Genomic DNA, 24,296 nt, shown 5'->3' with positions numbered 1-24,296 from the left:
TATTTATTGTGGCCTTATTTTTGCTGCCCGTTCTCTGACTATTCAGAGGTCACTACAGAATTGGCTACAGGACAAAGGCGTCCGAGATTTGCTGGCAACGGCAAGTCCGGACGTTTTTTTTTGCCTGATTGCCAGACAACCCGAGATGCAACAAAGAGGAACAGAACATGGCGTACTTAATACCAACCGAGTTTGTCACCAAAATGGTCGACTCCGGAGAAAGTAAAATCTATATGTCGACACGGGATACCTTGATCCGTGCTTATATGGCCGGCGCTATTCTAGCCCTGGCAGCCGTGTTTGCTGTGACAGTTGCCGTGCAAACCGGCTCCTTCTTATTGGGTTCAGTACTCTTTCCTGTTGGTTTTATTATGTTGTACCTGATGGGCTTTGATTTGCTGACAGGGGTTTTTGTGTTAACTCCCCTCGCCTTACTGGACCGCCGTCCTGGAGTGACAGTGCAAGGTGTACTCAGAAACTGGGGTCTGGTGTTCTGCGGTAATTTTGCCGGAGCGCTGACAGTCGCATCCATGATGGCCTTTGTGCTTACGATGGGGTTTCATACCGAAGCCGGGCCCGTTGGCGAGAAGCTGGCCGGTGTGGGTGAAGCACGTACTTTAGGTTATGCCGAACATGGTGTAGCTGGCTGGATGACCATTTTTCTGCGTGGCATGTTATGTAACTGGATGGTGTCTATGGGCGTGGTTGGCGCTATGGTATCCACCCATGTCAGCGGCAAGGTGATTGCCATGTGGATGCCAGTCATGCTGTTCTTTTTTATGGGTTTTGAGCACTCTGTCGTCAATATGTTTTTATTCCCATTTGGCATGATGATGGGCGGCGATTTTTCAGTGATGGATTATTTGCTCTGGAATGAAATTCCGACGGCTTTGGGTAACCTGGTGGGTGGCCTGGCATTTACCGGCTTGACTTTATACAGCACGCATTACAAAACAGCGCCCAAACGCCAGTTGTCCAGCCACACCGCACCTACCGGCTCTGGTCTGGTTAACGCGAAATGACGTTGAGTATCCGCCTTGGCCAGTACAGTACTGCTGGCTGTAAGGCGGTGAATCAGGACAGTTATGGCGCAGTATTGCCTCAGGGCACCGTGCTGGCGACCAAAGGCATTGCGCTGGCTGTGGCTGATGGTGTCAGCAGCAGCCGGGTGAGCCAGGTGGCCAGCGAGACCGCCATTCAAAGTTTTTTGCAAGACTATTACTGTACCAATGATGCTTGGTCCGTGCCGCATAGCTGCCGGCAAGTAGTGCAGGCCTGCCATCAATGGCTGGTGTCTCAGAACCGGCAATCCGGTTATAGCCTGGAACCTGAAAAAGGTTACCTCTGTACCTTTACCAGCCTGGTGCTCAGGCGAGACCAAGCCTATTGGTTACACATTGGTGACAGCCGGATGTACCTGTTGCGGGGCCGACAGTTGGAGCAGCTGACCCGAGACCACCGGGTATGGCAAGGTCAGGCAAGTTATCTGAGTCAGGCTTTGGGCCTGGATCAGCGCCTCGAGCCGGAGCAAAACAGCTTAACGCTGCAACCTGGCGACCTGTTATTGCTGGCCACAGATGGACTCTTTGATGCATTAACCCCAGCCGATTTGCTTCGTGCTTTAACGGACTCCCAGCTGGATCCGACAGAGTCTGCCCACCAGTTGGCTCAGCTCGCACTGGATAACGGAGCGACAGACAACATTAGCCTGCAACTGGTGGTCGTGGACGCAGTAGACCGCCGCGCCAGTAAACCTTATCAGCCGAATGACCACCTGCCCTTGCCTCCTGCACTTGCGGTCGGTGATGAGCTGGATGGCTTCGAGGTGACGCAGGTAGTGCAGCAAAATTCTCGCAGCTTTGTGTACCAGGTGTATTGCAAGCAGGATGGCCGCAGCTATTTGCTGAAAGCGCCATCAACCGAGCATAGCGAACAACCTGAGCAACTGGAGCGTTTGTTACGGGAAGAATGGATAGCACGACGGGTGCAAAGCCGGCATTTACTGAAAGCGGCCCCCAGTGGTCATAGCCGCACCGCGCTTTACAGCCTGTTTGAATTTATTGAGGGCCAGAGTTTACGCCAATGGCTGCAGGACCACCCCAAAGCGCCACTTGAACAGGTCCGTCAACTGATTGAGCAAGTGGGCCGCGCATTACAAAGTCTGCACCGCAGTGAAATCCTGCATCAGGATCTGCGCCCCGAAAATGTGATGATTGACCATCAGGGACTGGTGGTGGTGATTGATTACGGCTCGGCAAAGCTGGCTGGACTGGACAACACCATGGCTACAGCTTGCGAGGTACCAGGCACGGCTCTGTACCGGGCTCCGGAGTATATGCAGGGCGAGGCTGGTAACGAAGGCTCTGATCTCTACTCGTTAGCCGTGTTAACCTACCACTTACTGACGGGCCAATTTCCTTATGGGACCGCAATGGCGCGTTGTACCACAGCTAAAGCTCAATCCCGCCTGTCGTATCAGTCTGCCCGGCTGTACCGGCCTGAATTGCCGCTGTGGCTTGATCAGACGCTGCAAAAAGCAGTGCAGCCATCCCCGGCCAGTCGTTATCAGTTATTGTCCGAATTTCTCTATGATCTGCGTCAGCCGAACCCGGAGTTTATGGCGCCGGTGAGTTTAATTCAGCAGCATCCACTGGCGTTCTGGCAGGCACTTTGTGTATTCCAGCTGCTGCTGATCCTGGCCTTGTTAATCCAGTAAACCCATTACAAACGCAGCCAGGGCCCGGCGACAAAACCCTGTTACAAAAACCGAAAGACAGCCCTCTTTCGGTGTTTGCATATCATCAAAACTTCGCCAGCCACTGCAACCAAACCTTACGCGTGTCCGTAAACAGCGCTTTAGCCTGGTAATCGGCGTATTTAACCAGCAGTTGATGCTGTGGGTTCAGGCTATAGGCCAGTTGCAGATCCAGTTCATTGCCGTAGTGCTGGCCCTGTTCTGCCGCTTTGAACTGATGGTAATGCGCCTGAAGGTCTAGCTGCTGCCATTTAAAACCAAGCCTGGCGTAGCTGTCTTGAACACCAAGCGCTGGTGTCGCCAGAAACTTGTCAGCAAACCCCTGAAATTTATGCAAGGTGGCCAACGGAGTGCTGAAACCCACGCCATGATCGCTGCCGAGCTGTTCCTGACCCAGCGCAATCATCCAGTCCTGGTAGAAAAGTGACGCTTCCAGGGCCCGGTAGTCCGCGCTGTAGTTTAACGGATTGTCGCCAGTGTCCTGTTGACTGGCATAGCTGGCGTTCAATTGCAGACGCACCTGCTCGGACCATGGGTGGTTAAAGCTGTAATCAATCAGCACCGTCTGCGTCGACTGGCTGGCTGCATCGGGTATATCCAGTGCAAGCAGCTGAACACCGAACTTATGATTGGCCAGTGGCTGGTAATCAGCGCGCAGGATCTGGGCATTTGCTGACCAGTCACCTTGCGGGTGTTTGCTGCCAAATACCCGGTTGATTTTACCTATGTAGCTGTAATCCAGACTGAAATGGCTAGTGAGCTGCCATTGGTAGCGTAGCGCGTCAAAGGTTTGTTCATTCTGCCGCCAGGCCGAACCACCAACAAACCGCTCATTCGCCTGGTTGATCCGCTGGCGGCCCAATATAACTTTGTGGCCGTTTTGCTGATACTGTACATAGAGCTGGTTCAGGTCGGCTCCGTCAGGATCTGCAATCAGAGGGTAGCTGTTTTTACCATTGACGCTGTCGTTGTAGCCGGAGTGACCCAATGCAGTGACGTAATCCGCTTCTGTCACCGCAGACCATGCCGGGCTGAAACTTTGATTCAGACTGAGTCTGGACAATAAGGTGTTGGCCAGTGCGTCCTCAGTCATCGCGTGTTGCTCGACGCTTTCAAGCCGGTAACGGAACTGATAGTTGACGGTTGGGGCGGCCAGTTCTGCCTGGACTGGAGGCAACGTCAGTAGCAGGCCACAGGCCATTGGGTAGCGCATCATGGTTAAATTTCCTTTCTGTTGAGGGGTTATCAGTTTTTTTGGCAATAGCAGGCCCTATCCTCTGCAATGGCGGAGGATTTGCTTCCGGCTTGGTGTTTTAAGTCTGCTCTGGCGGGCAGCTGAGCAAGGCGGCGGAGACAGCCATCGGCTGCTTCACCACCTCACCCACCACAATGAGCGTTGGCCCGTGCAATGGGTTCTTCTGCAGGCGTTGTTCAATGTCGGCCAGTGAACCGGTGAGTTGTTGTTGCTCTGCGGTGCTGACTTTATCCAGCAGTGCGATGGCCGTGTCGGCTGGCCAACCAACAGAGCGCAGCCCTCTGCAAAGCTCGCCAAGTCGGCCAAGCCCCATATACACCACCAGCGTTGGGTTTTGTCCTGCAGCCAGATAGCGATAGCCTGCCCAGTCAGGTGACTGCGCCTGATCTGCAAACTGCGCCGTCAGATAACGCACAGAGCAAGCAACGCCACGAGAAGTCAGCGGAATCCCTGAATAGGCTGAAGCTGCGCTGGCGCTGGTAATGCCCGGGATAATGGCAAAAGGCAAACCGGCCTGCTCCAGCGCCTGAGCTTCTTCGGCGACCCGGCCAAAAATAGCCGGATCGCCGCCTTTTAAACGCAGCACAACGCCGCCTGAGCGGCCGTATTCCACCAGTAGTTTGTTGATTTCAGTTTGTTTCAGTGCATGCTGCCCTGCTCTTTTTCCTACATAGATGCGCTGGCAGCGCCGTGGCAGCAGGCTAAGCAATTGTGCTGGGATCAGGGCGTCGTACAGCACCACATCGGCCTGACGCAACAAACGATCGGCTTTCACCGTGATAAGCTCCGGATCGCCGGGCCCGGTGCCAATCAGATAAACCCCAGGTGCGGCCCCATGAGTGGCAGCGCTGCTTTGGTTCTTGAACGCGGAAAGATCAAAAAATCCGTTCAGACCTGGCCAGGGTCGCTGACGTAAATAACTCAGTAAGCTCATGGTTGGCTCCTCAGGCGGCACTGGCCCGCTCTTCAATGCGAAGTGGCTCGCTGAATACCGATACCATGCCTTGTTCCAGCCCGATGGCATAACAAGGCAGACGGTACTCTGGCTGTTGCAGGCACTGACCAGTGGCCAGGTCAAACTGCTGCTTGTACAGAGGTGAGGCCAAGACCAATTGTTCACCCACGGAACCTGGAATACCTCTGGACATGACGTTGGCTCCGCCAATAGGGTCATAGTTGCCGACGGCGTACAGCCGCTGCTGCCCCTCAATCAGCAGCAGGAAAATGGCGACCTGTTGCCCGGCAACCAGCGCACAGATCCCACTGTTTTCGACCAAATCTTCTTTTGCACATACAGTTGTCCAGGCCATCTTTAGTTCTCCTCCGTCAGTTCTAACACCGGAATTTGTTGTTGCCATTGTTTTTTCTCCGCCGCGGTGGCGGGCCGGATTTGCTCACGCTCTTGCACAAAGACGATATTGCCGTCCCCCTCAGGGCTGTTCACAAATTGACGGAAACGCTTCAAGGCGGTTGGGTCTTGCAGCGTGGATTTCCATTCACAGGCATAGGTATCCACCAACAGGCTCATTTGCTGCTCCAGTTCATGGCATAAGCCGAGGCTGTCGTGGATCACCACCTGTTTCAGGTAGTCCAGACCGCCTTCCAGTTTTTCCATCCAGACTGAGGTTCTTTGCAGCCGGTCGGCGGTGCGGATATACAGCATCAGAATGCGGTCGATGTAACGCACCAACGTTTCGGTATCCAGATCGGTGGCAAACAGGTCCGCATGGCGTGGCCGCATACCGCCATTGCCGCAGACATAGAGGTTCCAGCCGTTTTCTGTCGCAATCACGCCGATATCTTTACTTTGGGCTTCTGCACATTCGCGGGTGCAACCCGACACCGCCATTTTGATTTTGTGTGGCGCCCGCAGTCCTTTGTAGCGGTTTTCGATGGCAATGGCCTGGCCGACACTGTCCTGTACGCCGTAACGGCACCAGGTACTGCCGACACAGGATTTCACTGTACGTAATGATTTGCCATAGGCGTGGCCGGTTTCGAAGCCGGCATCGACCAGGCGTTGCCAGATCTGTGGCAGTTGTTCCAGTCGGGCTCCAAACAAGTCGATCCGCTGACCACCAGTAATTTTGCAGTACAGCTGAAGGTCCTTTGCTACCTGGCCAATCACCAAGAGTTTATCTGGGGTAATTTCCCCCCCTGCTATGCGGGGTACGACAGAATAGCTACCATCTTTCTGAATATTGGCCAAAAAGGCGTCGTTGGTGTCCTGCAAGCCTACGTGAACGGGCTGAAGTACGTAATCGTTCCAGCTTGACGCCAGGATTGATGCGACTGCTGGTTTACAAATTTCGCAGCCAAATCCTTTTCCGTGTGAGGCAATCAGCTGCGCAAAGGTTTTGATCTGGCCGACTTGTATCAGATGCAGCAGTTCCTGGCGGGAATAGGCGAAATGTTCGCAGAGGTGATTTTTTACCTCCACGCCACGCGCCCGGAGCTCATCGTCCACTGTGGATTTGACTAAAGCGGCACAGCCGCCGCAGCCGGTGGCTGCTTTGGTGCATTGTTTAACGCTGGCGAGATCGCAGCAGCCTTGATCGATCGCCGCTAACACGTCTCCTTTAGACACATTATGGCAAGAACACAGCGTAGCGGTTGCGGGCAGCGACAGTTTTGGCAGCGCGTCAGCAGCGTGCGGCAGGATCAGCGCTTCGGGATTTTTCGGCAAACTGAGCTCATTTAAGGCGTAGTGCAACAGCTGATCGTATTGGCTGGTGTCGCCTACCAACACGGCGCCGAGCAACTTTTTGCCATCGGCGCTGACCACCAGTTTTTTGTAAAGCTGCAAGCGGGGATCGGTAAAGATGTAACTTTGTGCGCCGGGACTGCGGCCATGGGCGTCGCCGATAGAGCCGACTTCAACTCCCAGCAGTTTGAGTTTCGTGCTCATGTCGGCACCGCTGAACTGCAAGTTGCCAGCGGATAAATGGCTGACCACAACTCTGGCCATCTGGTAACCGGGCGCAACCAGTCCGTAAATTCTCTGTTGCCACAGCGCACATTCGCCAATAGCGTAAATATCGGCATCGCTGGTTTGGCACTGGTCATTGATCACAATGCCTCCCCGCTCACCAAGCTGCAGACCGCATTGTCTGGCCAGCTCGTCGTAAGGGCGGATCCCAGCGGAAAACAGCACCAAATCGGTCTCCAGTGCATCACCGTCGGTAAACTGCAGTTGATAACGGCATTGCTGGCCTTTAGCTATATGTTCAGTGGATTTGCCACAATGCACTGTCACGCCCAGCTGACTGATTTTTTGTGCCAGCATCTTGCCACCAGCATCATCCAGCTGCACGGCCATCAGCTGTGGAGCAAATTCAACCACATGGGTTTGCAGGCCCAACTTCCGGAGCGCATTTGCGGCTTCCAATCCAAGTAGACCTCCGCCAATCACCACACCGACTTTGCTCTGTGCCGCACTTTCGGCTATCTGACTGAGGTCATCCAGCGTACGGTACACCAGGCAATGGGGCTGCTCGCGACCCGGAATAGGTGGCACAAATGCATAAGACCCTGTCGCCAGCACCAATTTGTCGTAACCGAACTGCCGGCCATCTTTACTCACCACCCGCTTGTGCTGGCGATCAATCTGGCTGACCCAACAATTGAGCTGGTAGTTGATCCCAAGCTGCTGATAACTGCTCTCAGACGCCAGCATTAATGCCTCTGGACTGCCACCATCGAACACGCTGGATAAATGCACCCGGTCATAAGCCAGTTGTGATTCGCCGCACAATACGGTGATTGACGCCTCTGGCTGCGCTGCTTTGAGTTGTTCAACGAAATGGTGACCGACCATGCCGTTGCCAACTACCAGTATGGATAACCCCTGCTTCATCGTTCAATCCTTAGCGGTGTTTTAAAGGCGCGCTTTAAAATGCCGCAAATAAAAAAGCCCGGTCTGTACTGCAAAACTGCAGTCAGAAACCGGGCTTCGTTGCCATTTCAGACCTGAGGTCTGAGCTCTGATTGTGAGGACGGATTACACCGTTGGCCAAACAAAGCATTATTAATGCCAACAAATTAAGTGATTGAATATCAAAGAAAAGATTGATTGGATTTTTCTGGTCGATCAGTTTTAGGACTTATTTTGGTGCAAAAATGCACCAAAATAAGTGAAGAAACCTTAGCGGATTGCTAATTCCTGATAAATCGCTTGCAGTGCTTGCAGCGGATCGGCAGCTTTGGTGATAGGACGCCCGATCACCATATAATCAACGCCGGCCGCGATGGCCTGAGCTGGGGTCATCACGCGTTTTTGGTCGTCCTGGCTGGCGCTGGCTGGCCGAATACCAGGCGTCACCAGGCAGAAATCCTGGCCAAATTGCTGTTTCAGCAGCACGGCTTCCTGAGCGGAACAGACCACACCATCCAGGCCGGCTTTTTGGGCCAGGCCCGCCAGTTTTAACACCTGTTGTTCTGGAGTCAGCTGAATGCCTAATTCGGTCAAATCGCTTTGCTCCATGCTGGTTAACACGGTGACCGCAATCAATAAAGGCTTGCTATCACCATAGGGCTGCAGGATTTCTCTGGCAGCAGACATCATGCGTGTTCCACCACTGGCGTGCACATTAACCATCCAGACACCAAGGTCGGCAGCGGCCTTGACGGCTTTAGCGACAGTGTTCGGGATGTCGTGGAACTTCAGATCGAGAAATACATCGAATCCCCGCTTGTGCAGTTGTGTGACAAAACCAGGACCAAAATGCGTGAACATTTCCTTGCCCACCTTCAGACGGCATAATGCCGGGTCTAACTGACTGACCAGATTAAGTGCGGCTTGCTGTTGTTCGAAATCAAGCGCGACGACCACGGTATTCTTTTGCTGACTCATAACACTCTCTAAATTTAACGGCCATCGATGCCGGGCAAAGGCTCAACGGTTTCCCATTGTTTGCAGGATGGACAAAGCCAATACGGCTGCTTGGTTTTAAAACCGCAGTTGCGGCAATGGTAAAGGACCTTGGTTTCGAGATAAGCCTGCACCATCTGTTCTATTTGGCTGAGCTGCGCTGCAACCTCACCTTCACTTTGGCGCAGACGCAACTGAATGAATTTTTGGAATAACCGGATGTTGGGCTGCTGTTTAAGCTTGTCAGTCAGTAACTTCTCGGCCTGTTCAGGTAACTGCTGGAGCAGATACGCTTCGGCCAGCATGGAGGTTGCCGTGATGTTCTTATTTTTTTGACTGAGCTGGGTTAATAACGCCTGCCAGTCTGACGCTGCAGGCTGAGATTGCGCCACTAACGGCAGCAGTTCTGCCGCCCATTGCGGACGCTGCTGCAAAATGCTGAGCAGCAAAGGACGGGCCGCGCTACCCTGCCCTTGATCCAAATAACGCCGGGCCGCTTCGTATCTGGGTCTTAATGCCTGTGGGTACCGCTCGGCCAGTTGCTGGAATTGCTCTGCGTTGGTATCCGGTTGCTGCTGCCAGGCCTCACATTGAAAATTTGCCAGCCCAATACGTAACGAACGTGAGTCGGTTTGCTCCACCACAGCACGGAAATCGAGACCTTTATGCCATTCATGCGTAGCCAGATAGAGCTGAAATAGCTGTTTGATGACGGCTTCACGAATGCTTTCCGCCTGAACCAAATCGGCCAATAAAGGCTCAGCTCTGTCGTAGAGGCCAGCATGAAAATAATCTTTAGCAAGTTCAAAGCGGATCTTCTGCGCCTGAGGTTTAGGAAGTTTTTGTTGGCAGAGTTTTTCGTGAATACGAATCGCTTTGTCCCAGTCTCCGCGTCGGCGGAACAGGTTCGCCAGTGCCAGATAAGTATCAATGGTCGCGACTTCGATATCCAAGAGCTGCAACAGCTGCTCTATAGCTTTATCTTCTTGATCAGTAAGTAAGAAGTTAAGACCGGAAGCGAGGTTTTTACTGACAGAGGCTTTGCCCTTCAAGGCTTTTTGCCGTTCACTGTTGCTGCCCATAAACCAGCCATACGCGGCGGCAACGGGCAGTAACAGAAATAACCATTCCAGCATAGAGGTCAGCGCTGCTCAGCAGATTTATTTAACCAACGACGGGTTCTGCGCGTGAGAATAAACAGCAACGACAGCACTAGGCCGAGGACAAAGCCAAGTAACAAAAACAACGCGGCAAGTTCACTGACACGAAGTTCAGTTTGCCCTACGACGTAATTAAGAATAGTGCTGTGTTGGTTTAGAGAAGCTAACATCAGGCCAGCCAGCAACAATACGAGAATGACAATACTAAAAAGAATTCTGGTCAAAACTGCGTCAATCCATGTCTGGCTTGAGGATTAATCAGGTGTTTTCTTTCACCCGATCACGTAATTCTTTACCTGGCTTAAAGTGAGGAACGTATTTGCCGTCCAGTTCAACTTTGTCACCGGTTTTTGGATTGCGACCCACGCGAGGTGCGCGGTAATGCAAGGAAAAGCTGCCAAAGCCACGAATCTCAATACGTTCGTTGTTGGCTAAAGACCCTGCCATTTGCTCAAGGATCTCTTTTACAGATGATTCCACATCTTTGATTGGAATATGAGAAAAGTCAGCTGCCAGTTTTTCGATCAATTCTGATTTGGTCATGAACCCTCCAACTGATAAAACGGCCGCCCGGGGATCCGGGCGGCCTGACAAGCATCTAATTACTCAGATTTCTGAGCAGCTTTGAATGCTTCTGCCATTGCGTTACCACCGAAACCAGCATCATCTTGCTTGATCGATTCTAACGCTTCTTTCTCTTCAGCTTCGAACTTGGCTTTGATTGACAGGCTGATTACGCGGTTTTTGCGGTCAACACCCATCAGACGAGCTTCAACTTCTTCGCCTGCTTTCAGCACAGTAGTGGCATCTTCGATACGCTCACGAGCGATGTCAGATACGCGGATGTAACCTTCTACACCGCCTTCCAGCTCAACAGTAGCGCCTTTCGCGTCAACTGCAGTTACTTTGCCTTTAACGATAGCACCTTTTTTGTTATCAGCAAGGTAGCCGTTGAACGGATCTTCGTCTAATTGCTTGATACCTAAAGAGATACGCTCGCGCTCTGGGTCAACTTGCAGAACAACTGCGTGCACTTCGTCGCCTTTCTTGAATTCACGAACTGCGTCTTCGCCAGTTGAATTCCAGCTGATGTCTGACAGGTGAACCAGACCATCGATGCCGCCGTCCAGGCCGATGAAGATACCGAAGTCAGTGATTGACTTGATCTTACCGGAAACGCGGTCACCTTTGTTGAAGCCTTTAGCAAACTCTTCCCATGGGTTAGCTTTGCACTGCTTCAGGCCCAGAGAAATACGACGACGTTCTTCGTCGATTTCCAGAACCATCACTTCTACGGTGTCGCCCAGGTTAACGACTTTAGATGGGTGGATGTTTTTGTTTGTCCAGTCCATCTCTGAAACGTGGACCAGACCTTCAACGCCTTCTTCGATTTCAACGAAGCAGCCGTAGTCAGTCAGGTTAGTCACGCGACCAGTGATTTTCGCACCTTCTGGGTAACGAGAAGCGATAGCGGCCCATGGATCTTCACCCATTTGCTTCAGACCCAGAGAAACACGTTGCTTCTCACGGTCGAATTTCAGTACTTTAACTGGAATTTCATCGCCAACATTAACGATTTCGCTTGGGTGCTTAACGCGTTTCCAAGCCATGTCAGTGATGTGCAGTAAGCCATCTACGCCACCCAGGTCTACGAAAGCACCGTAGTCAGTCAGGTTCTTAACGATACCTTTGACTTCCATACCTTCTTCCAGGTTTTGCAGCAGGCTGTCACGCTCAGCTGAGCTCTCAGACTCGATCACGGCACGACGTGATACAACCACGTTGTTACGCTTCTGATCCAGTTTGATTACTTTGAATTCCAGTTCTTTGTGTTCCAGGTGCAGCGTGTCGCGTACCGGGCGAACGTCTACTAATGAACCAGGCAGGAATGCACGGATACCGTCTACTTCAACAGTGAAGCCGCCTTTCACTTTACCAGTGATAACACCGATAACAGTGGCTTTTTCTTCACAGGCTTTTTCCAGGCGAACCCATGATTCATGGCGCTTGGCTTTTTCGCGAGACAGCAGAGTTTCACCGAAACCGTCTTCTACTGCGTCCAGAGCTACGTCGATTAAATCACCAACGTTCACTTCGATTTCGCCAGCAGAGTTTTTGAATTGTTCTACTGGGATAGCAGCTTCAGATTTCAGACCAGCGTCAACCAGAACTACGTCTTTTTGTACTGCAACAACAGTACCTTTAACGATGGCACCTGGACGGGTTTCGATAGACTTGAGGCTTTCCTCAAATAATTGTGCAAAATTTTCAGTCATAATCACTTTTTCAGTTAAGTGCTCCACGCACAGTCCTGTGTCATGGGGTTGCTAAGTTCACCAACAACATCCTTGCCGCTGGTTGTCCAAAGTGTCGACTAGGCCTGGTTCAAGCGTTGTTCACAAACGCTCAGTACCTCATCTAACACTTGTTCAATGGTTTTATGCGTTGAATCCAGCATGTATGCATCGTCAGCCGGTTTTAACGGCGCAACGGCGCGGTTCATGTCCCGCTCATCACGAGCCTGGATTTCGCTCAAAAGGTCGCCGATGTTAACATCATGGCCCTTTTGTTTCAACTCCAGATAACGCCGGTTGGCACGCTCTTGCGCGTCGGCTGTTAAATAAATCTTTACTTCTGCTTGTGGGAATACCACGGTGCCCATATCGCGGCCGTCGGCCACTAAACCTGGCGCTTCCCGAAAGGCACGTTGACGACGTAACAAGGCTTCACGTACCCGTGGTAACGACGCGATCTGAGATGCCACAGAACCAACTTCTTCGGTACGGATAGTATGAGTGACGTTTTCACCTTCCAGCGTAATGCGGGTGCCGCCAGTTTCATCCGGGCTGAACTGCACATCCAGATGAGCAGCCAGTGGTTGCAGCGCTTCTTCATCTTTGGCGTCAATATGGTGATGAATGGCAGCCAGAGCCAGCACGCGATAAATAGCTCCGCTGTCCAGCAAGTGCCAGCCCAGTTTTTGTGCTACTAAACGGCATATGGTGCCTTTCCCTGAACCACCTGGACCGTCTATGGTAATGACCGGCGCTTGTTGCATTCTGCCTCCATCAATTAGTCGAAACTACATAAAGCGGCGACATTATACAGAAGCAGATGACAAAAAGCGCGGTGTATTCGAAGAAAGCGCGTAACCGGCTTGGTTACGCGTTGTTTTTGACTAAAGAGTTAAACACTTCAAAGTATTGAGGAAATGTTTTTCTGGTGCAGTCCGTGTCTTCGATGGTTACCGCCGTATCACTTAACGCGACCAAGGAGAAGCACATCGCCATGCGATGATCATTGTAGGTCGCAATACTGGCATGCTTTAGCTGTGCTGGCGGCACAATGCGGATATAGTCGTAACCTTCCTCCACTTCAGCACCCACTTTACGCAGCTCGGTCGCCATGGCGGCCAGACGGTCGGTTTCTTTCACCCGCCAGTTGTACACGTTGCGGATTGCCGTTGGTCCTTCGGCAAATAAAGCCGTGGTCGCAATGGTCATGGCTGCATCTGGAATAGCGTTGTAGTCGCGGTCTATACCCTTTAGATGGTTACGAGTAACTGAAATGTAATCAAACCCCCATTCCACGGTAGCGCCCATGGCTTCTAAGGCGTCGGCGAAATGGATATCGCCCTGCACTGCATTTTTACCAATACCTGTGACCTTGATGGTGCCGCCTTTAATAGCCGCAGCAGCAAGAAAATATGATGCAGATGAAGCATCACCTTCGACCAGAAAATCTCCTGGGCTGTGGTAGTGTTGGTTGCCTTTAACGACAAAACGTTGGTAATTCTGGTTTTCTACAGTCACGCCAAAACGCGCCATCAGAGCCAGTGTAATGTCGATATAAGGTTTGGACACTAGCTCACCAGTAATCTCAATGCTGCTGTCCCCTTGCAATAAAGGCGCAGTCATCAGCACAGCGGTTAAAAACTGACTGGAAACGGACCCATCGATGCTCACCGCGCCACCTTGCAGCGCTTTGCCACGAATGCGCAGCGGTGGATACTCTTTTTCACCCAGGTATTCTATATCGGCTTGCCACTGTGCCAGCGCGTCGACCAAATGGCCGATCGGGCGTTCATACATCCGTGGTTCACCCGTTAAGGTGACATCGACATTAGAAACCGCCAGTGCCGCTGTGAGTGGCCGCATCGCGGTACCGGCATTACCTAAAAAAAGCTCCAATGGCTGTGGATGCTGGAATACGCCGCCAAGGCCTTGCACTTCGCAGCGGGTTTTGTCGTCAGACAACTGATACTGCACACCTAAAGCCGTTAAGGCCGTCAGCATATGACGAATGTCGTCGCTGTCCAGCAAATTGCTGATCCGGGTGGTGCCTTTGGCCAAAGCAGCCAACAGCAAAGCACGGTTGGAAATGCTTTTTGAGCCAGGTAAATGCACCACGCCTTCGACATGGGCCACAGGTTGTAATGTTAAGGTTTTCATCAGCCATTCACCCGCGCAAATTCTTTCATAAAGCTCACCAGCGTTTGCACCCCTTCAAGCGGCATCGCATTGTAAATACTGGCGCGCATGCCGCCTACCATGCGGTGGCCTTTTAACGCCAGCAATCCGTTTTGCTCTGCTTCAGAGACAAACTGATCGTTTAAGCGCTCGTCTGCCAGGAAAAATGGCACATTCATCCAGGAGCGGTAGGCTGTTGCGACATCATTACGGTAGAAGTCGCTCTGGTCGATGTAAGAATACAGCGTTTGTGCCTTCAGCTGATTACGCTGAGCCATTGCTTCGACGCCACCAGTACGTTTCAGCCATTGGAACACCAGGCCAGCCAAATACCAGGCATAGGTAGGCGGTGTGTTAAACATGCTGTCGTTTTCAGCGTACAGGCGATAATCCAGCACACAAGGGATGGCGGCATCTTTGGCGGGCAATAAATCGTCGCGTACCAAAGCGATGGTCAGTCCTGAAGGGCCAATGTTTTTCTGGGCGCCGGCATAAATCACACCGTAACGGCTGACATCAATAGGACGTGACAGTATGGTGGACGACAAGTCGGCCACTAAAGACGCGGATGTTTGCGGTAAGTCCGTAAATTCCAGACCATCGACTGTCTCATTCGGACAGAAATGCACAAAGCTGGCGTTCGGGTTCAGCTGCCAGTCGGAGGGGGCAATCAGCGAGCGCAGGTCATCCGTTTTGGTAGTGATGGTCTGCACCTGTAACTGGGTGAATTTGGCTGCTTCTTCTGCGGCCGCTTTCGACCAGGCACCGGACACAATGTAATCGGCGCTCAGTCCTGGTTTGGCCAGGTTCAGCGGCACAGCGCTAAACTGCCCGCGTCCACCACCGTGCATAAACAGCACTTTGTAATTGGCCGGCACTTGCAATAAATCGCGCAGATCCTGCTCGGCTTGCGCCGCCACTTTAATAAAGTCTTTACCTCTGTGACTCATTTCCATAATAGAGCAGCCACGACCGTGCCAGTTTACAAACTCGTCCTGGGCTTGCTGCATCACTTCGACAGGCAACATGGCCGGACCGGCACAAAAGTTATAGGTGGTCATTCTTTGCTCCTTCGCAACAACTGAAAATAGATGGCAAAAACGTGGACGGCGGCCGCTCATAAAATCGACGTCTGGACGGCTCTTCGAATTGCGCACTACTTTACCTGAAAATATGCGCTGGTGAAATGGCGTAACACCGCTGTGCGGACAGAAAGCCTGATGTAAGTAACCTTTAGCTGCTGTAGTTGTGACAAGCTGAGAGGATCTGCGTGTGGCCTGGCGTGGAACGATACCTCTTTGCCAGTATTAAAAAACCCGGCGATGGCCGGGCTTTTTTGATTAGTTGCTGCTGGCTTCGGCCACAGCACTCTTGCACAGGTCGGTGATCTTGCCCCAATCCTGAGTTTTAATCGCGTCGTCCGGCACAATCCAGCTGCCGCCTACACAACGTACGTTTGGCAGTGCCAGGTAGTCCTTAAAGTTTTTCTCATTAATGCCGCCGGTTGGGCAGAATTTAATGTCAGAAAACGGACCGTGAATTGATTTTAAGGTCTTTACGCCACCCGCCGCTTCTGCCGGGAAAAACTTAAAGTGGGTATAACCCAAAGTCGTGCCTTCCATCAGCTCAGAAATACTGGCGATACCTGGAATTAACGGGATCACACTGCTCTTGCCTGCTTCCAGTAATTCACGGGTGGAGCCAGGGCTAATTGCAAAACGTGCGCCTGCGGCAATCACGTCAGCCAGTTGTTTGGCATTCGTCACAGTACCTGCGCCAACAATGGCATCTGGTACTTCTTGCGACAGCAATTTAATCGCTTCCAGCGCGACTGGAGTGCGCAGCGTCACTTCCAGCACCCGGATACCGCCTGCAACCAGTGCTTTGGCCATAGGCACAGCGTCAGCCAAATCTTTAATCACAATCACCGGCACCACTGGGCCTTGTGCGAACAGAACGTCAGGTTGGAGTTGCCAGTTTTCAAATGCCATGATGTGAACTCGCCAAATGTTGTTTTAAGTAGACGGCACAGCCGGTTAAACCCGGTTGTTCTGCCGTGACGACGAAAGTGGCGATGCCACTGTTGAAGCCTTTAAAGCGACCTTTCGCTTCAAAACGACTTCTGAATTCGCTGTGCTCAATTAAGCCCAGTAACTTAGGAGTAATACCACCAGCGACAAACACGCCGCCGAAGGTGCTCAGTGTTAACGCCAGATCGCCGGCCAGACCGCCCAGGGATGCAAAAAACTGAGCAACCACTGCACTACAAAGCTCACAGCTGTTGTCCAGCGCTTTGCCGGCAATTTGTGCCGCGTTCAATGCATCCACCTGCTGACCTTTAAAGGCGGCAATCGCCAGGTATAAATCTTCCAGGCCAGGGCCAGACAACAAGCGCTCCGGAGAAACATGACCATATTTTTGAGCGAGGAAGTTCTGGATAAACCACTCTTGTTCAGTTTGCGCCGTAAAGTCGACGTGACCACCTTCACCCGGCAGAGGAATAAAACCTGCAGGAGTAGGGATCAGATGGGCAACACCCAAGCCAGTGCCGGCACCCAACACTGCCATAGGTTTACCGCTTTGCACGTCGCCAGCACCTACTTTCACCAGCTCTTTGGCCGTCAAAGCTGGTAAGCTCATAGCAACAGCAGTGAAATCGTTCAGCACGATAAATTCGGCTAAATCCAGCTGTTGTTTCATTTGCTCAATGGAGAACTGCCAGCTGAAATTGGTCATCTTGACCAGATCGCCTGTGACAGGACAGGCAATTGCAATAGCCACATGGCGAATTGCGGTTAAACCTTGCTGTTCACGGTAAAATTGCAACGCCTCAGCCAGAGTCGGAAAATCAGCACATGGATAAACAGCAACTTTATCCAATTGCAGGCTAGCCAGGTCCACCCGGCTAAAACGGGCATTGGTACCGCCGATATCCGCAACGATGGCAAAAGGGACATCCATGTTAGCCATGGTACTGCTCCTCGGTATTAAACAAACTACAGGCGCCCTGCTCTGCACCGGTAATCACGGTGCGCAGGCCGCCGAACATCTCGCGCCCCATACCCCAATGCGCATCTGTCATATCGCGGGTGGCCACTTCACGTGCAGCCAGTTCTTCATCAGAGACCATCACTTTCAGCACGCCATTGATACCGTCGACTAATACCATGTCGCCGTCTTTGATGCGCGCAATAGCGCCGCCGTCAACGGCTTCAGGAGTCACGTGGATAGCGGCTGGCACCTTGCCTGATGCACCAGACATCCGACCGTCGGTCACTAAGGCGACGTGGTAGCCGCGGTCTTGCAGCACACCTAAAGGTGGAGTCAGTTTGTGCAGTTCTGGCATACCACAGGCTTTTGGCCCCTGGAAACGCACCACCACAACACAGTCTTTATTCAGCTCACCGGCTTTAAAGGCGCGGTCCAGCTCATGTTGGCTGGAAAATACCACAGCTGGCGCCTGCACTACTTCGGTACCTGAGCGCAGCGCAGAGGTTTTGATCACGCCACGGCCGATATTGCCTGACAGTACAGTGACACCACCTGTAGGTTTAAAGGCTTTGGCAACAGTAGACAGTACAGTGTCATCACCTGATTCAGTTGGTCCATCCACCCACTGCAGTTTGCCGTCTTGCAGCACTGGAGTCTGGGTGTAACGGCGCAGGCCGAAACCTGCCACTGTGTGCACGTCTTCGTGCAATAAACCGGCATCTAACAATTCACGGATCAGATACGCCATACCGCCAGCATGCTGGAAGTGGTTGATGTCGGCCTGACCGTTCGGATAAATACGGGCAATCAACGGCGTGACGTTGGATAAATCGTTAAAATCGTCCCAGTTCACGATAAAGCCTGCAGAACGGGCCATCGCAATCAGGTGCATGGTGTGGTTGGTCGAACCACCTGTCGCTAACAAGCCGACGATACCGTTCACCACAGCTTTCACATCAACGATTTGCGAAATTGGCGTGTATTCAGTGCCTAAGTCGGTCAAACGGGTCACCTGACGGGCAGCGGCTTTGGTTAATTCATCACGCAGCGGTGTATTTGGATTGACGAAGGATGAACCTGGTAAATGCAGGCCCATAATCTCGACCACCAGCTGGTTTGAGTTGGCCGTGCCATAGAAGGTACAGGTACCAGCGCTGTGGTAGGACGCGGATTCAGAGTCCAGTAACTCGTCTTTCCCTACTTTACCTTCAGCATAGAGCTGGCGGACCCGGGCTTTTTCTTTATTTGGGATCCCTGAAGGCATTGGGCCTGCTGGCACAAACACGAATGGCAGGTGACCAAAACTTAATGCCGCCATCATCAGGCCCGGCACAATTTTGTCACAGATGCCGAGCATCATTGCACCGTCGAACATATTGTGCGACAAGCCCACTGCAGCAGACATGGCAATAATGTCGCGGCTGAGCAGGCTTAGCTCCATACCCGGTTGCCCCTGGGTGACGCCGTCACACATGGCCGGTACACCGCCGGCAAACTGTGCCACGCTGCCAACTTCAGCAACCGCTTGTTTGATTAAAGCTGGGTAAGTTTCGTAGGGCTGGTGTGCCGACAACATGTCGTTGTAGGAAGAAATAATACCAATGTTCGCTTTGGTCAGGCTGCGTAAATCGGTTTTCTCCTGAGCATTACAAGCCGCAAAGCCATGCGCCAGGTTGCCACAGGCTAGCGCCCCACGATGTGGTCCTTTGCTACGGGCTTTTTCCATCCGTTCGAGATACAGAGCACGGCTTTTTTCACTGCGGGCCGCGATTCTCTCTGTCACCTGTTGTATCACCGAATGCATTTTCTAACCTCGCCTTTTCAATTAACTCGCCGCAAAATTGACTGTGACCGGTACCAGCTGCTGTTGCAGTATGGCGCGGATCGGCATTTCTGACGCATCCGGTCCGGCCTCGGCCTGTTGCAGCACGGTCAGTTTTTTCTCACCAACCAAATGAATATAGATCTGACGACTGTCCAGCAGTCGCTTTTTACTGAAACTGATACGCTGATAAGGCGCTGTGGCTGGCTGAACGGCCAGCACATCTGGCGCGTTGTCGGCCAGTCCTGCCTGAATTTGCTCGCTGCACGGGAACAAAGATGCAGTATGGCCATCTTCACCCATTCCCAGGATTAACACGTCAAATGTGGCAAGCCCTTTGACACGTTCTGCAATAACTGCACAACCCGCAAATGCGTCGTCCTGGTGGGTCGCATCAAATAAGCTGACAAAGTGTGCTGCGGCCGCTTTGTGTTGCAGCAGATTGGCTTTTACCAGACCTTCATTGCTGTCTGGATGCTGCTCTGGCAACCAACGGTCGTCGGCCAGGGTAATAACCACTTTTGACCAGTCAAGATCGGTCTGCGCCAATGCTTTAAATAATGGTAATGGGGTTTTGCCGCCCGAAACGACGAACACCGCCTGACCGCGAGTTTCGATCGCTTGCTGCAGTCGTGCTGCAATGTCCGCGGCAAAGGCGTCATTGAGTGCCGTACTGCTGTCAAAGTGTTGCATCTTCATACTATTCGTCCCAGTTCCTGTCATCACGAGCCAACAGTGAAATAGCGGAGACGGGGCCCCAGGTACCTGCCTGATAAGGTTTTGGCGGCTCGTTGGTGGTGCGCCAGGCATCCAGAATACCGTCCACCCACTTCCAGGCTTGTTCCACTTCGTCGCGACGGACGAACAGATACTGGTTGCCTAACATGGCTTCGAGCAATAAACGCTCATAAGCGTCAGCAATACGCTGTGATTTGAAGGTTTCATCGAAACTCAAATCCAGTTTGGATTGTTGCAGCTGCATGGTTTCACCCAGACCAGGAATTTTGTTCATGATCTGAATTTCAACACCTTCGTCTGGCTGCAGGCGGATAATCAGCTTATTGGCTGGCAACTGCTTATAGGTTTCGAAGAAAATATTGTGTGGCTGCGGCTTAAAGCAAATGACTACTTCACTAACCTTGTTTGGCATGCGTTTACCTGTTCTCAGGTAGAATGGCACACCAGCCCAACGCCAGTTATCGATATCCACTTTAATCGCGACAAAAGTCTCTGTTTTGCTGTTCGGGCGGGCATCTTCTTCTTCCAGGTAACCTGGTACTGAATGACCACCTACAAAACCAGAGGCATACTGCCCGCGTACGGTTTTTTCCTGCACATTGCTCAGGTTAATTGGACGCAGCGCTTTTAATACTTTCAGCTTTTCATCACGGATACTGTCGGCATCCAGGCGGGCTGGTGGCTCCATTGCGATCAGTGACAACACCTGTAACAGGTGGTTCTGCACCATGTCACGCATTTGGCCGGCGTCATCGTAATAACCCCAACGCCCTTCAACCCCAACTTCCTCCGCCACGCTGATCTGCACGTGATCAATGGCGTTGTGGTCCCAGTTGGCGGCAAAAATAGAGTTGGCAAAACGCAGTGCCAATAAGTTCAGTACTGTTTCTTTACCCAGATAATGGTCGATACGGTAAATCTGACATTCGTTGAAGTACTTGGCGACTTCATTATTGATCACTTTGGAAGAGGCCAGGTCGTGCCCAATTGGCTTTTCCAGCACCACTCGAGCCGGCTCGCCAGAAAGACCCGCCAAGGATAAACCTTTACAGATATGGCCGAATAAGGAAGGCGCAGTGGCAAAATAGCTGACCGGAATGCGTTTCTTCGGGTCTGTCACTTGTTTCAGTGCTTTATAGTCGTCTTCTTTTGACAGGTCGACCTGCACATAGACCAAACGCTCCTGCAGTCGCGCCAAAACATCAGCATCAACCCCTTCTTTCACAAATTTGCTGAGATTGAAGCGAACCAGCTCTTTATATTCATCCAGCGACATGGCATCGCGGGCAACACCGATGATTTTGCTTTCTGCATTTAATAAGGAGGATTTTTCTAACTGATAAAGTGCAGGAATTAACTTACGACGCGCCAAATCGCCTTTGGTGCCAAAGAGGATCAGATCGCAGGCTTTATTGGTTGGTGCTGTGGTTGTCATGGAAGACCCTTAATTAGATGTAATTTTACAACACTTGACCGCATACTAGCCGAGCAATGCCCAGATGTAAACCGAATAAGTTGTAATTAAATTACAGGCAAGCTAAAGTTTTGACTATTCTCATATAATAAGGCAGCCTAGGCAACGAATATGCTGTTTTGTTGTAACTTTATCACTACTTTGCAAGGCGCGCTGGTTGCCTTACAGAAAAGGTTACAACTGGCTGTACACCAAGGTTTCATTAAGTCAGGACTATCCGATGAATGTGTTGGAAAAAATAATTAATAGCGTCAACAGCTTCAGTAAGTCAGAGCGTAAAGTCGCTGACGTGATCCTGGCCAACCCTCAAACGACGATACACAGCAGTATTGCGGCGCTGGCTAAAATGGCTGATGTATCAGAACCTACAGTAAACAGGTTTTGTCGTCGTCTGGATACCAAGGGCTTCCCGGATTTTAAATTGCATTTGGCGCAAAGCCTGGCCAACGGCACTCCTTACGTCAACCGCCATGTAGAAGAGGATGATGGCCCGGAAGCTTACACGGCGAAAATCTTCGAATCCACCATGGCAGCGCTCGATACCGCGCGTCAGCATGTCGATATTCTGACGGTGAACCGTGCAGTCGATGTGTTAACCCAAGCCAAAAAAATCTCCTTCTTTGGGTTAGGCGCATCAGCCTCTGTTGCGCACGATGCGCAGAACAAGTTTTTCCGTTTTAACGTCCCTGTAGTTTGCTTTGATGACATTGTTATGCAGCGCATGAGTGCGATTAATAGCAGCGAAGGTGATGTGGTGGTTTGTATCAGCCATACCGGCCGTACAAAGAACCTGTGCGACATTGCCGCCATCGCTCGCGAAAACGACGCCACAGTGATTGGCATCACCGCTTACGACAGCCCGCTTGCCAAAGAATGCACCCTGGTGTTGTCGTTGGATGTGCCGGAAGACACGGACATGTATATGCCGATGGCGTCCCGTGTTGCGCAACTGGTGCTGATTGATATTCTGGCGACAGGCTTCACTTTACGCCGCGGCACCAAATTCCGCGAGAATCTGAAAAAAGTTAAAGACAGTCTGCGCGGTTCCCGCTTCGACAAAAAAGATTTTCACAGTTAAAACAAAGAGCCCCGCTGGTCGGGGCTTTTTTTAACCCCTATCCACCACTGCGCTAAAGTAGAACACCGAGTTTTATGCCGAACTGTAGCCAAATTACCATTTCACAGATCGGATCAGCAGGTCTGATGCCATCAAAAGCACAAAAATTGGCTATATTCTGTAATAAAATTACATTACACTAACACCGACCAGTTTACTGACCATTCAATCGGAGCCTTAGAATGCCAAGAAGAACTAAAATAGTCGCCACCCTGGGTCCTGCTACCAATTCACAAGCTGCCATCGAAAAATTAATCCTCGGCGGTGCCACTGTCTTTCGCTTCAACTTTTCCCACGGCAGTGCTGAAGATCACAAACAACGCGCTGAAATGGTTCGCGCAGCCGCCGCAAAAACCGGTGCGCACGTTGCTATTTTGGGTGATCTGCAAGGCCCGAAAATTCGGGTGTCTACCTTTAAAAACGGCCCTGTGATGCTCGAAGAAGGCCAGCACTTTGTATTGGATGCTGACTTACCTAAAGGCGAAGGTGACGAAACTCAGGTCGGGATCGATTACAAAGAACTGCCAGCAGACGTGCAGTCTGGCGACGTGCTGTTGCTGGACGATGGCCGTATTCAGTTAATTGTTGAACACGTGGTTGGTCAACGCATTCACACTAAAGTGTCTGTCGCCGGCAAGCTGAGCAACAATAAAGGTATCAACCGTCAAGGTGGTGGTTTATCTGCTCCTGCGTTAACTGAAAAAGATAAAACGGATATTTCGCTGGCCGCCTACATTGATGTGGATTACCTGGCTGTGTCGTTCCCTCGCAGTGGTGATGATTTACGTCAGGCACGTGAGCTGGCCAAAGCTGCGGGTTCTGATGCCATGATTATGGCGAAAATCGAACGTGCTGAAGCCGTTGCTGACGACGAAACGCTGGACGATATTATCCGTGCATCTGACGCCGTGATGGTTGCCCGTGGTGATTTAGGCGTAGAAATTGGCGATGCCGAGCTGGTTGGTCAGCAAAAACGTATTATCGCCCGTTCGCGTCAGCTGAACCGCGTGGTGATCACCGCCACCCAAATGATGGAAACGATGATCGAAAGCCCGATGCCAACCCGTGCTGAGGTGATGGACGTTGCCAACGCTGTGCTGGACGGCACTGACGCTGTGATGTTGTCGGCTGAAACTGCCGCTGGTAAATACCCGACTGAAACGGTGAAAGCCATGGCGCGGGTGTGTGACGGCGCAGAAAAGCACCCTCGTGTGCAAATATCCAAGCACCGGATGGACGTTGAGTTTACGGAAGTCAGCGAGACCATCGCGCTGTCTGCCATGTACGCTGCCAATCACCTGACTGGTATTAAAGCTATTGTGGCTTTAACAGAGTCTGGTTATACCGCGAAGCTGATGAGCCGCATTACCTCGTCTCAGTCCATTTATGCTTTGTCCCGTCACGAAAAGACATTGAACAAAATGGCGTTGTACCGTGGTGTTTACCCGGTGTTTTTTGACAGCACGCTGAACCATGGCCAGAAGTTGTCTTCAGCGGCACTGGAAGCCGTGCAGAAAATTGCTCAGCTGAAATCAGGTGATTTAGTGATCCTGACCTACGGTGACGTGATGGAAACCGTTGGTGCATCCAACACCTGCAAGATTGTACAAATCCCATAACGGCCGCAGAATGCAAAAAGCCAGTC

Annotated in this window: 21 protein-coding genes; 4 read left to right on the top strand and 17 right to left on the bottom strand. The window is 51.7% G+C overall.

All coding sequences use genetic code 11. The annotated features are described in order from the left end of the window. Positions 1 to 167 precede the first annotated feature (167 nt). Together ACFO3I_RS04795 and ACFO3I_RS04790 are read left to right on the top strand one after the other, a co-directional pair. A complete protein-coding gene (locus ACFO3I_RS04795) occupies positions 168 to 1,022 on the top strand; it encodes a formate/nitrite transporter family protein (RefSeq protein ID WP_377332190.1) in 855 nt (284 codons plus the stop codon). Beyond that, positions 1,019 to 2,716 (top strand): bifunctional protein-serine/threonine kinase/phosphatase, encoded by a 1,698-nt coding sequence (locus ACFO3I_RS04790; RefSeq protein WP_377332188.1) that lies wholly within the window; start codon positions 1,019 to 1,021, stop codon positions 2,714 to 2,716. The genes ACFO3I_RS04795 and ACFO3I_RS04790 overlap by 4 nt, the downstream gene beginning before the upstream one ends. 85 nt (positions 2,717 to 2,801) lie before the next feature. Here ACFO3I_RS04790 and ACFO3I_RS04785 read toward each other — a convergent pair whose 3' ends face one another. The 17 genes from ACFO3I_RS04785 to zwf all read right to left on the bottom strand — a co-directional run bounded on the left by ACFO3I_RS04785 (position 2,802) and on the right by zwf (position 21,495). Then, positions 2,802 to 3,971, bottom strand: a complete 1,170-nt coding sequence (locus ACFO3I_RS04785) for an alginate export family protein (protein WP_377332187.1) — start codon at positions 3,969 to 3,971, stop codon at positions 2,802 to 2,804. Positions 3,972 to 4,068: 97 nt separating this feature from the next. Next, positions 4,069 to 4,944, bottom strand: coding sequence for a uroporphyrinogen-III C-methyltransferase (cobA, locus tag ACFO3I_RS04780; protein ID WP_377332185.1), 876 nt, complete (start codon positions 4,942 to 4,944; stop codon positions 4,069 to 4,071). Positions 4,945 to 4,954: 10 nt separating this feature from the next. Then, complete coding sequence (gene nirD, locus ACFO3I_RS04775; RefSeq protein WP_377332183.1) at positions 4,955 to 5,320, bottom strand: nitrite reductase small subunit NirD; 366 nt, start codon at positions 5,318 to 5,320, stop codon at positions 4,955 to 4,957. Between the two features lie 2 nt (positions 5,321 to 5,322). Next, positions 5,323 to 7,866, bottom strand: a complete 2,544-nt coding sequence (gene nirB, locus ACFO3I_RS04770) for a nitrite reductase large subunit NirB (protein WP_377332182.1) — start codon at positions 7,864 to 7,866, stop codon at positions 5,323 to 5,325. Between the two features lie 288 nt (positions 7,867 to 8,154). Then, positions 8,155 to 8,862 carry an orotidine-5'-phosphate decarboxylase gene (gene pyrF / locus ACFO3I_RS04765; RefSeq protein WP_377332181.1) on the bottom strand — a complete coding sequence of 236 codons (708 nt, stop codon included), beginning with the start codon at positions 8,860 to 8,862 and terminating at the stop codon, positions 8,155 to 8,157. Positions 8,863 to 8,876: 14 nt separating this feature from the next. After that, complete coding sequence (locus ACFO3I_RS04760; RefSeq protein WP_377332180.1) at positions 8,877 to 10,016, bottom strand: N-acetylglucosaminyl transferase; 1,140 nt, start codon at positions 10,014 to 10,016, stop codon at positions 8,877 to 8,879. A gap of 5 nt (positions 10,017 to 10,021) precedes the next feature. Further along, positions 10,022 to 10,210, bottom strand: a complete 189-nt coding sequence (locus ACFO3I_RS04755; protein WP_377332179.1) for a lipopolysaccharide assembly protein LapA domain-containing protein — start codon at positions 10,208 to 10,210, stop codon at positions 10,022 to 10,024. Between the two features lie 88 nt (positions 10,211 to 10,298). Then, positions 10,299 to 10,634, bottom strand: a complete 336-nt coding sequence (gene ihfB / locus ACFO3I_RS04750) for an integration host factor subunit beta (protein ID WP_337881038.1) — start codon at positions 10,632 to 10,634, stop codon at positions 10,299 to 10,301. A gap of 8 nt (positions 10,635 to 10,642) precedes the next feature. Beyond that, positions 10,643 to 12,316 (bottom strand): 30S ribosomal protein S1, encoded by a 1,674-nt coding sequence (gene rpsA / locus ACFO3I_RS04745; protein WP_337843534.1) that lies wholly within the window; start codon positions 12,314 to 12,316, stop codon positions 10,643 to 10,645. 98 nt (positions 12,317 to 12,414) lie between these two features. Continuing rightward, positions 12,415 to 13,098: a (d)CMP kinase gene (gene cmk, locus ACFO3I_RS04740; protein WP_337843494.1), complete on the bottom strand. Its 684-nt coding sequence runs from the start codon at positions 13,096 to 13,098 to the stop codon at positions 12,415 to 12,417. Between the two features lie 103 nt (positions 13,099 to 13,201). Beyond that, entirely contained in the window at positions 13,202 to 14,491 is a 1,290-nt protein-coding gene (aroA, locus tag ACFO3I_RS04735; protein ID WP_377332176.1) for a 3-phosphoshikimate 1-carboxyvinyltransferase, read from the bottom strand. Further along, a complete protein-coding gene (gene serC, locus ACFO3I_RS04730) occupies positions 14,491 to 15,570 on the bottom strand; it encodes a 3-phosphoserine/phosphohydroxythreonine transaminase (RefSeq protein ID WP_377332174.1) in 1,080 nt (359 codons plus the stop codon). Before serC ends, aroA begins: the two co-directional genes overlap by 1 nt. Before the next feature lie 279 nt (positions 15,571 to 15,849). Further along, positions 15,850 to 16,500 (bottom strand): bifunctional 4-hydroxy-2-oxoglutarate aldolase/2-dehydro-3-deoxy-phosphogluconate aldolase, encoded by a 651-nt coding sequence (locus ACFO3I_RS04725; RefSeq protein ID WP_377332172.1) that lies wholly within the window; start codon positions 16,498 to 16,500, stop codon positions 15,850 to 15,852. Further along, complete coding sequence (locus ACFO3I_RS04720; RefSeq protein ID WP_377332170.1) at positions 16,490 to 17,479, bottom strand: glucokinase; 990 nt, start codon at positions 17,477 to 17,479, stop codon at positions 16,490 to 16,492. The genes ACFO3I_RS04725 and ACFO3I_RS04720 overlap by 11 nt, the downstream gene beginning before the upstream one ends. Further along, a complete protein-coding gene (edd, locus tag ACFO3I_RS04715) occupies positions 17,472 to 19,304 on the bottom strand; it encodes a phosphogluconate dehydratase (RefSeq protein WP_377332168.1) in 1,833 nt (610 codons plus the stop codon). The genes ACFO3I_RS04720 and edd overlap by 8 nt, the downstream gene beginning before the upstream one ends. A 21-nt stretch (positions 19,305 to 19,325) precedes the next feature. Beyond that, entirely contained in the window at positions 19,326 to 20,021 is a 696-nt protein-coding gene (gene pgl, locus ACFO3I_RS04710; protein WP_377332166.1) for a 6-phosphogluconolactonase, read from the bottom strand. 1 nt (position 20,022) lies between these two features. Further along, positions 20,023 to 21,495, bottom strand: a complete 1,473-nt coding sequence (gene zwf / locus ACFO3I_RS04705; protein WP_377332165.1) for a glucose-6-phosphate dehydrogenase — start codon at positions 21,493 to 21,495, stop codon at positions 20,023 to 20,025. A gap of 259 nt (positions 21,496 to 21,754) precedes the next feature. Between zwf and ACFO3I_RS04700 the strand changes: the two genes are divergently transcribed. Together ACFO3I_RS04700 and pyk are read left to right on the top strand one after the other, a co-directional pair. After that, a complete protein-coding gene (locus ACFO3I_RS04700; protein WP_337843502.1) occupies positions 21,755 to 22,612 on the top strand; it encodes a MurR/RpiR family transcriptional regulator in 858 nt (285 codons plus the stop codon). Between the two features lie 221 nt (positions 22,613 to 22,833). Beyond that, the gene (pyk, locus tag ACFO3I_RS04695; RefSeq protein ID WP_377332163.1) at positions 22,834 to 24,270 is read left to right on the top strand and encodes a pyruvate kinase; all 1,437 of its coding nucleotides are present in this window, start codon (positions 22,834 to 22,836) and stop codon (positions 24,268 to 24,270) included. The last annotated feature ends 26 nt before the right edge of the window (positions 24,271 to 24,296 follow it).

This window comes from Rheinheimera marina (assembly GCF_042654345.1).
Lineage (GTDB): Bacteria > Pseudomonadota > Gammaproteobacteria > Enterobacterales > Alteromonadaceae > Pararheinheimera > Pararheinheimera marina.
Note: the sequence above shows the minus strand (reverse complement) of the source record. Positions and strands in the feature narration are given on the sequence as shown.

Excerpts from the sequence above, each read along its gene's own strand:
- ACFO3I_RS04795 (WP_377332190.1), top strand. The coding sequence starts at position 168 with ATGGCGTACTTAATACCAACCGAGTTTGTCACCAAAATGGTCGACTCC.
- ACFO3I_RS04790 (WP_377332188.1), top strand. The coding sequence starts at position 1,019 with ATGACGTTGAGTATCCGCCTTGGCCAGTACAGTACTGCTGGCTGTAAG.
- ACFO3I_RS04785 (WP_377332187.1), bottom strand. The coding sequence starts at position 3,971 with ATGATGCGCTACCCAATGGCCTGTGGCCTGCTACTGACGTTGCCTCCA.
- cobA (WP_377332185.1), bottom strand. The coding sequence starts at position 4,944 with ATGAGCTTACTGAGTTATTTACGTCAGCGACCCTGGCCAGGTCTGAAC.
- nirD (WP_377332183.1), bottom strand. The coding sequence starts at position 5,320 with ATGGCCTGGACAACTGTATGTGCAAAAGAAGATTTGGTCGAAAACAGT.
- nirB (WP_377332182.1), bottom strand. The coding sequence starts at position 7,866 with ATGAAGCAGGGGTTATCCATACTGGTAGTTGGCAACGGCATGGTCGGT.
- pyrF (WP_377332181.1), bottom strand. The coding sequence starts at position 8,862 with ATGAGTCAGCAAAAGAATACCGTGGTCGTCGCGCTTGATTTCGAACAA.
- ACFO3I_RS04760 (WP_377332180.1), bottom strand. The coding sequence starts at position 10,016 with ATGCTGGAATGGTTATTTCTGTTACTGCCCGTTGCCGCCGCGTATGGC.
- ACFO3I_RS04755 (WP_377332179.1), bottom strand. The coding sequence starts at position 10,210 with ATGTTAGCTTCTCTAAACCAACACAGCACTATTCTTAATTACGTCGTA.
- rpsA (WP_337843534.1), bottom strand. The coding sequence starts at position 12,316 with ATGACTGAAAATTTTGCACAATTATTTGAGGAAAGCCTCAAGTCTATC.
- cmk (WP_337843494.1), bottom strand. The coding sequence starts at position 13,098 with ATGCAACAAGCGCCGGTCATTACCATAGACGGTCCAGGTGGTTCAGGG.
- aroA (WP_377332176.1), bottom strand. The coding sequence starts at position 14,491 with ATGAAAACCTTAACATTACAACCTGTGGCCCATGTCGAAGGCGTGGTG.
- serC (WP_377332174.1), bottom strand. The coding sequence starts at position 15,570 with ATGACCACCTATAACTTTTGTGCCGGTCCGGCCATGTTGCCTGTCGAA.
- ACFO3I_RS04725 (WP_377332172.1), bottom strand. The coding sequence starts at position 16,500 with ATGGCATTTGAAAACTGGCAACTCCAACCTGACGTTCTGTTCGCACAA.
- ACFO3I_RS04720 (WP_377332170.1), bottom strand. The coding sequence starts at position 17,479 with ATGGCTAACATGGATGTCCCTTTTGCCATCGTTGCGGATATCGGCGGT.
- edd (WP_377332168.1), bottom strand. The coding sequence starts at position 19,304 with ATGCATTCGGTGATACAACAGGTGACAGAGAGAATCGCGGCCCGCAGT.
- pgl (WP_377332166.1), bottom strand. The coding sequence starts at position 20,021 with ATGAAGATGCAACACTTTGACAGCAGTACGGCACTCAATGACGCCTTT.
- zwf (WP_377332165.1), bottom strand. The coding sequence starts at position 21,495 with ATGACAACCACAGCACCAACCAATAAAGCCTGCGATCTGATCCTCTTT.
- ACFO3I_RS04700 (WP_337843502.1), top strand. The coding sequence starts at position 21,755 with ATGAATGTGTTGGAAAAAATAATTAATAGCGTCAACAGCTTCAGTAAG.
- pyk (WP_377332163.1), top strand. The coding sequence starts at position 22,834 with ATGCCAAGAAGAACTAAAATAGTCGCCACCCTGGGTCCTGCTACCAAT.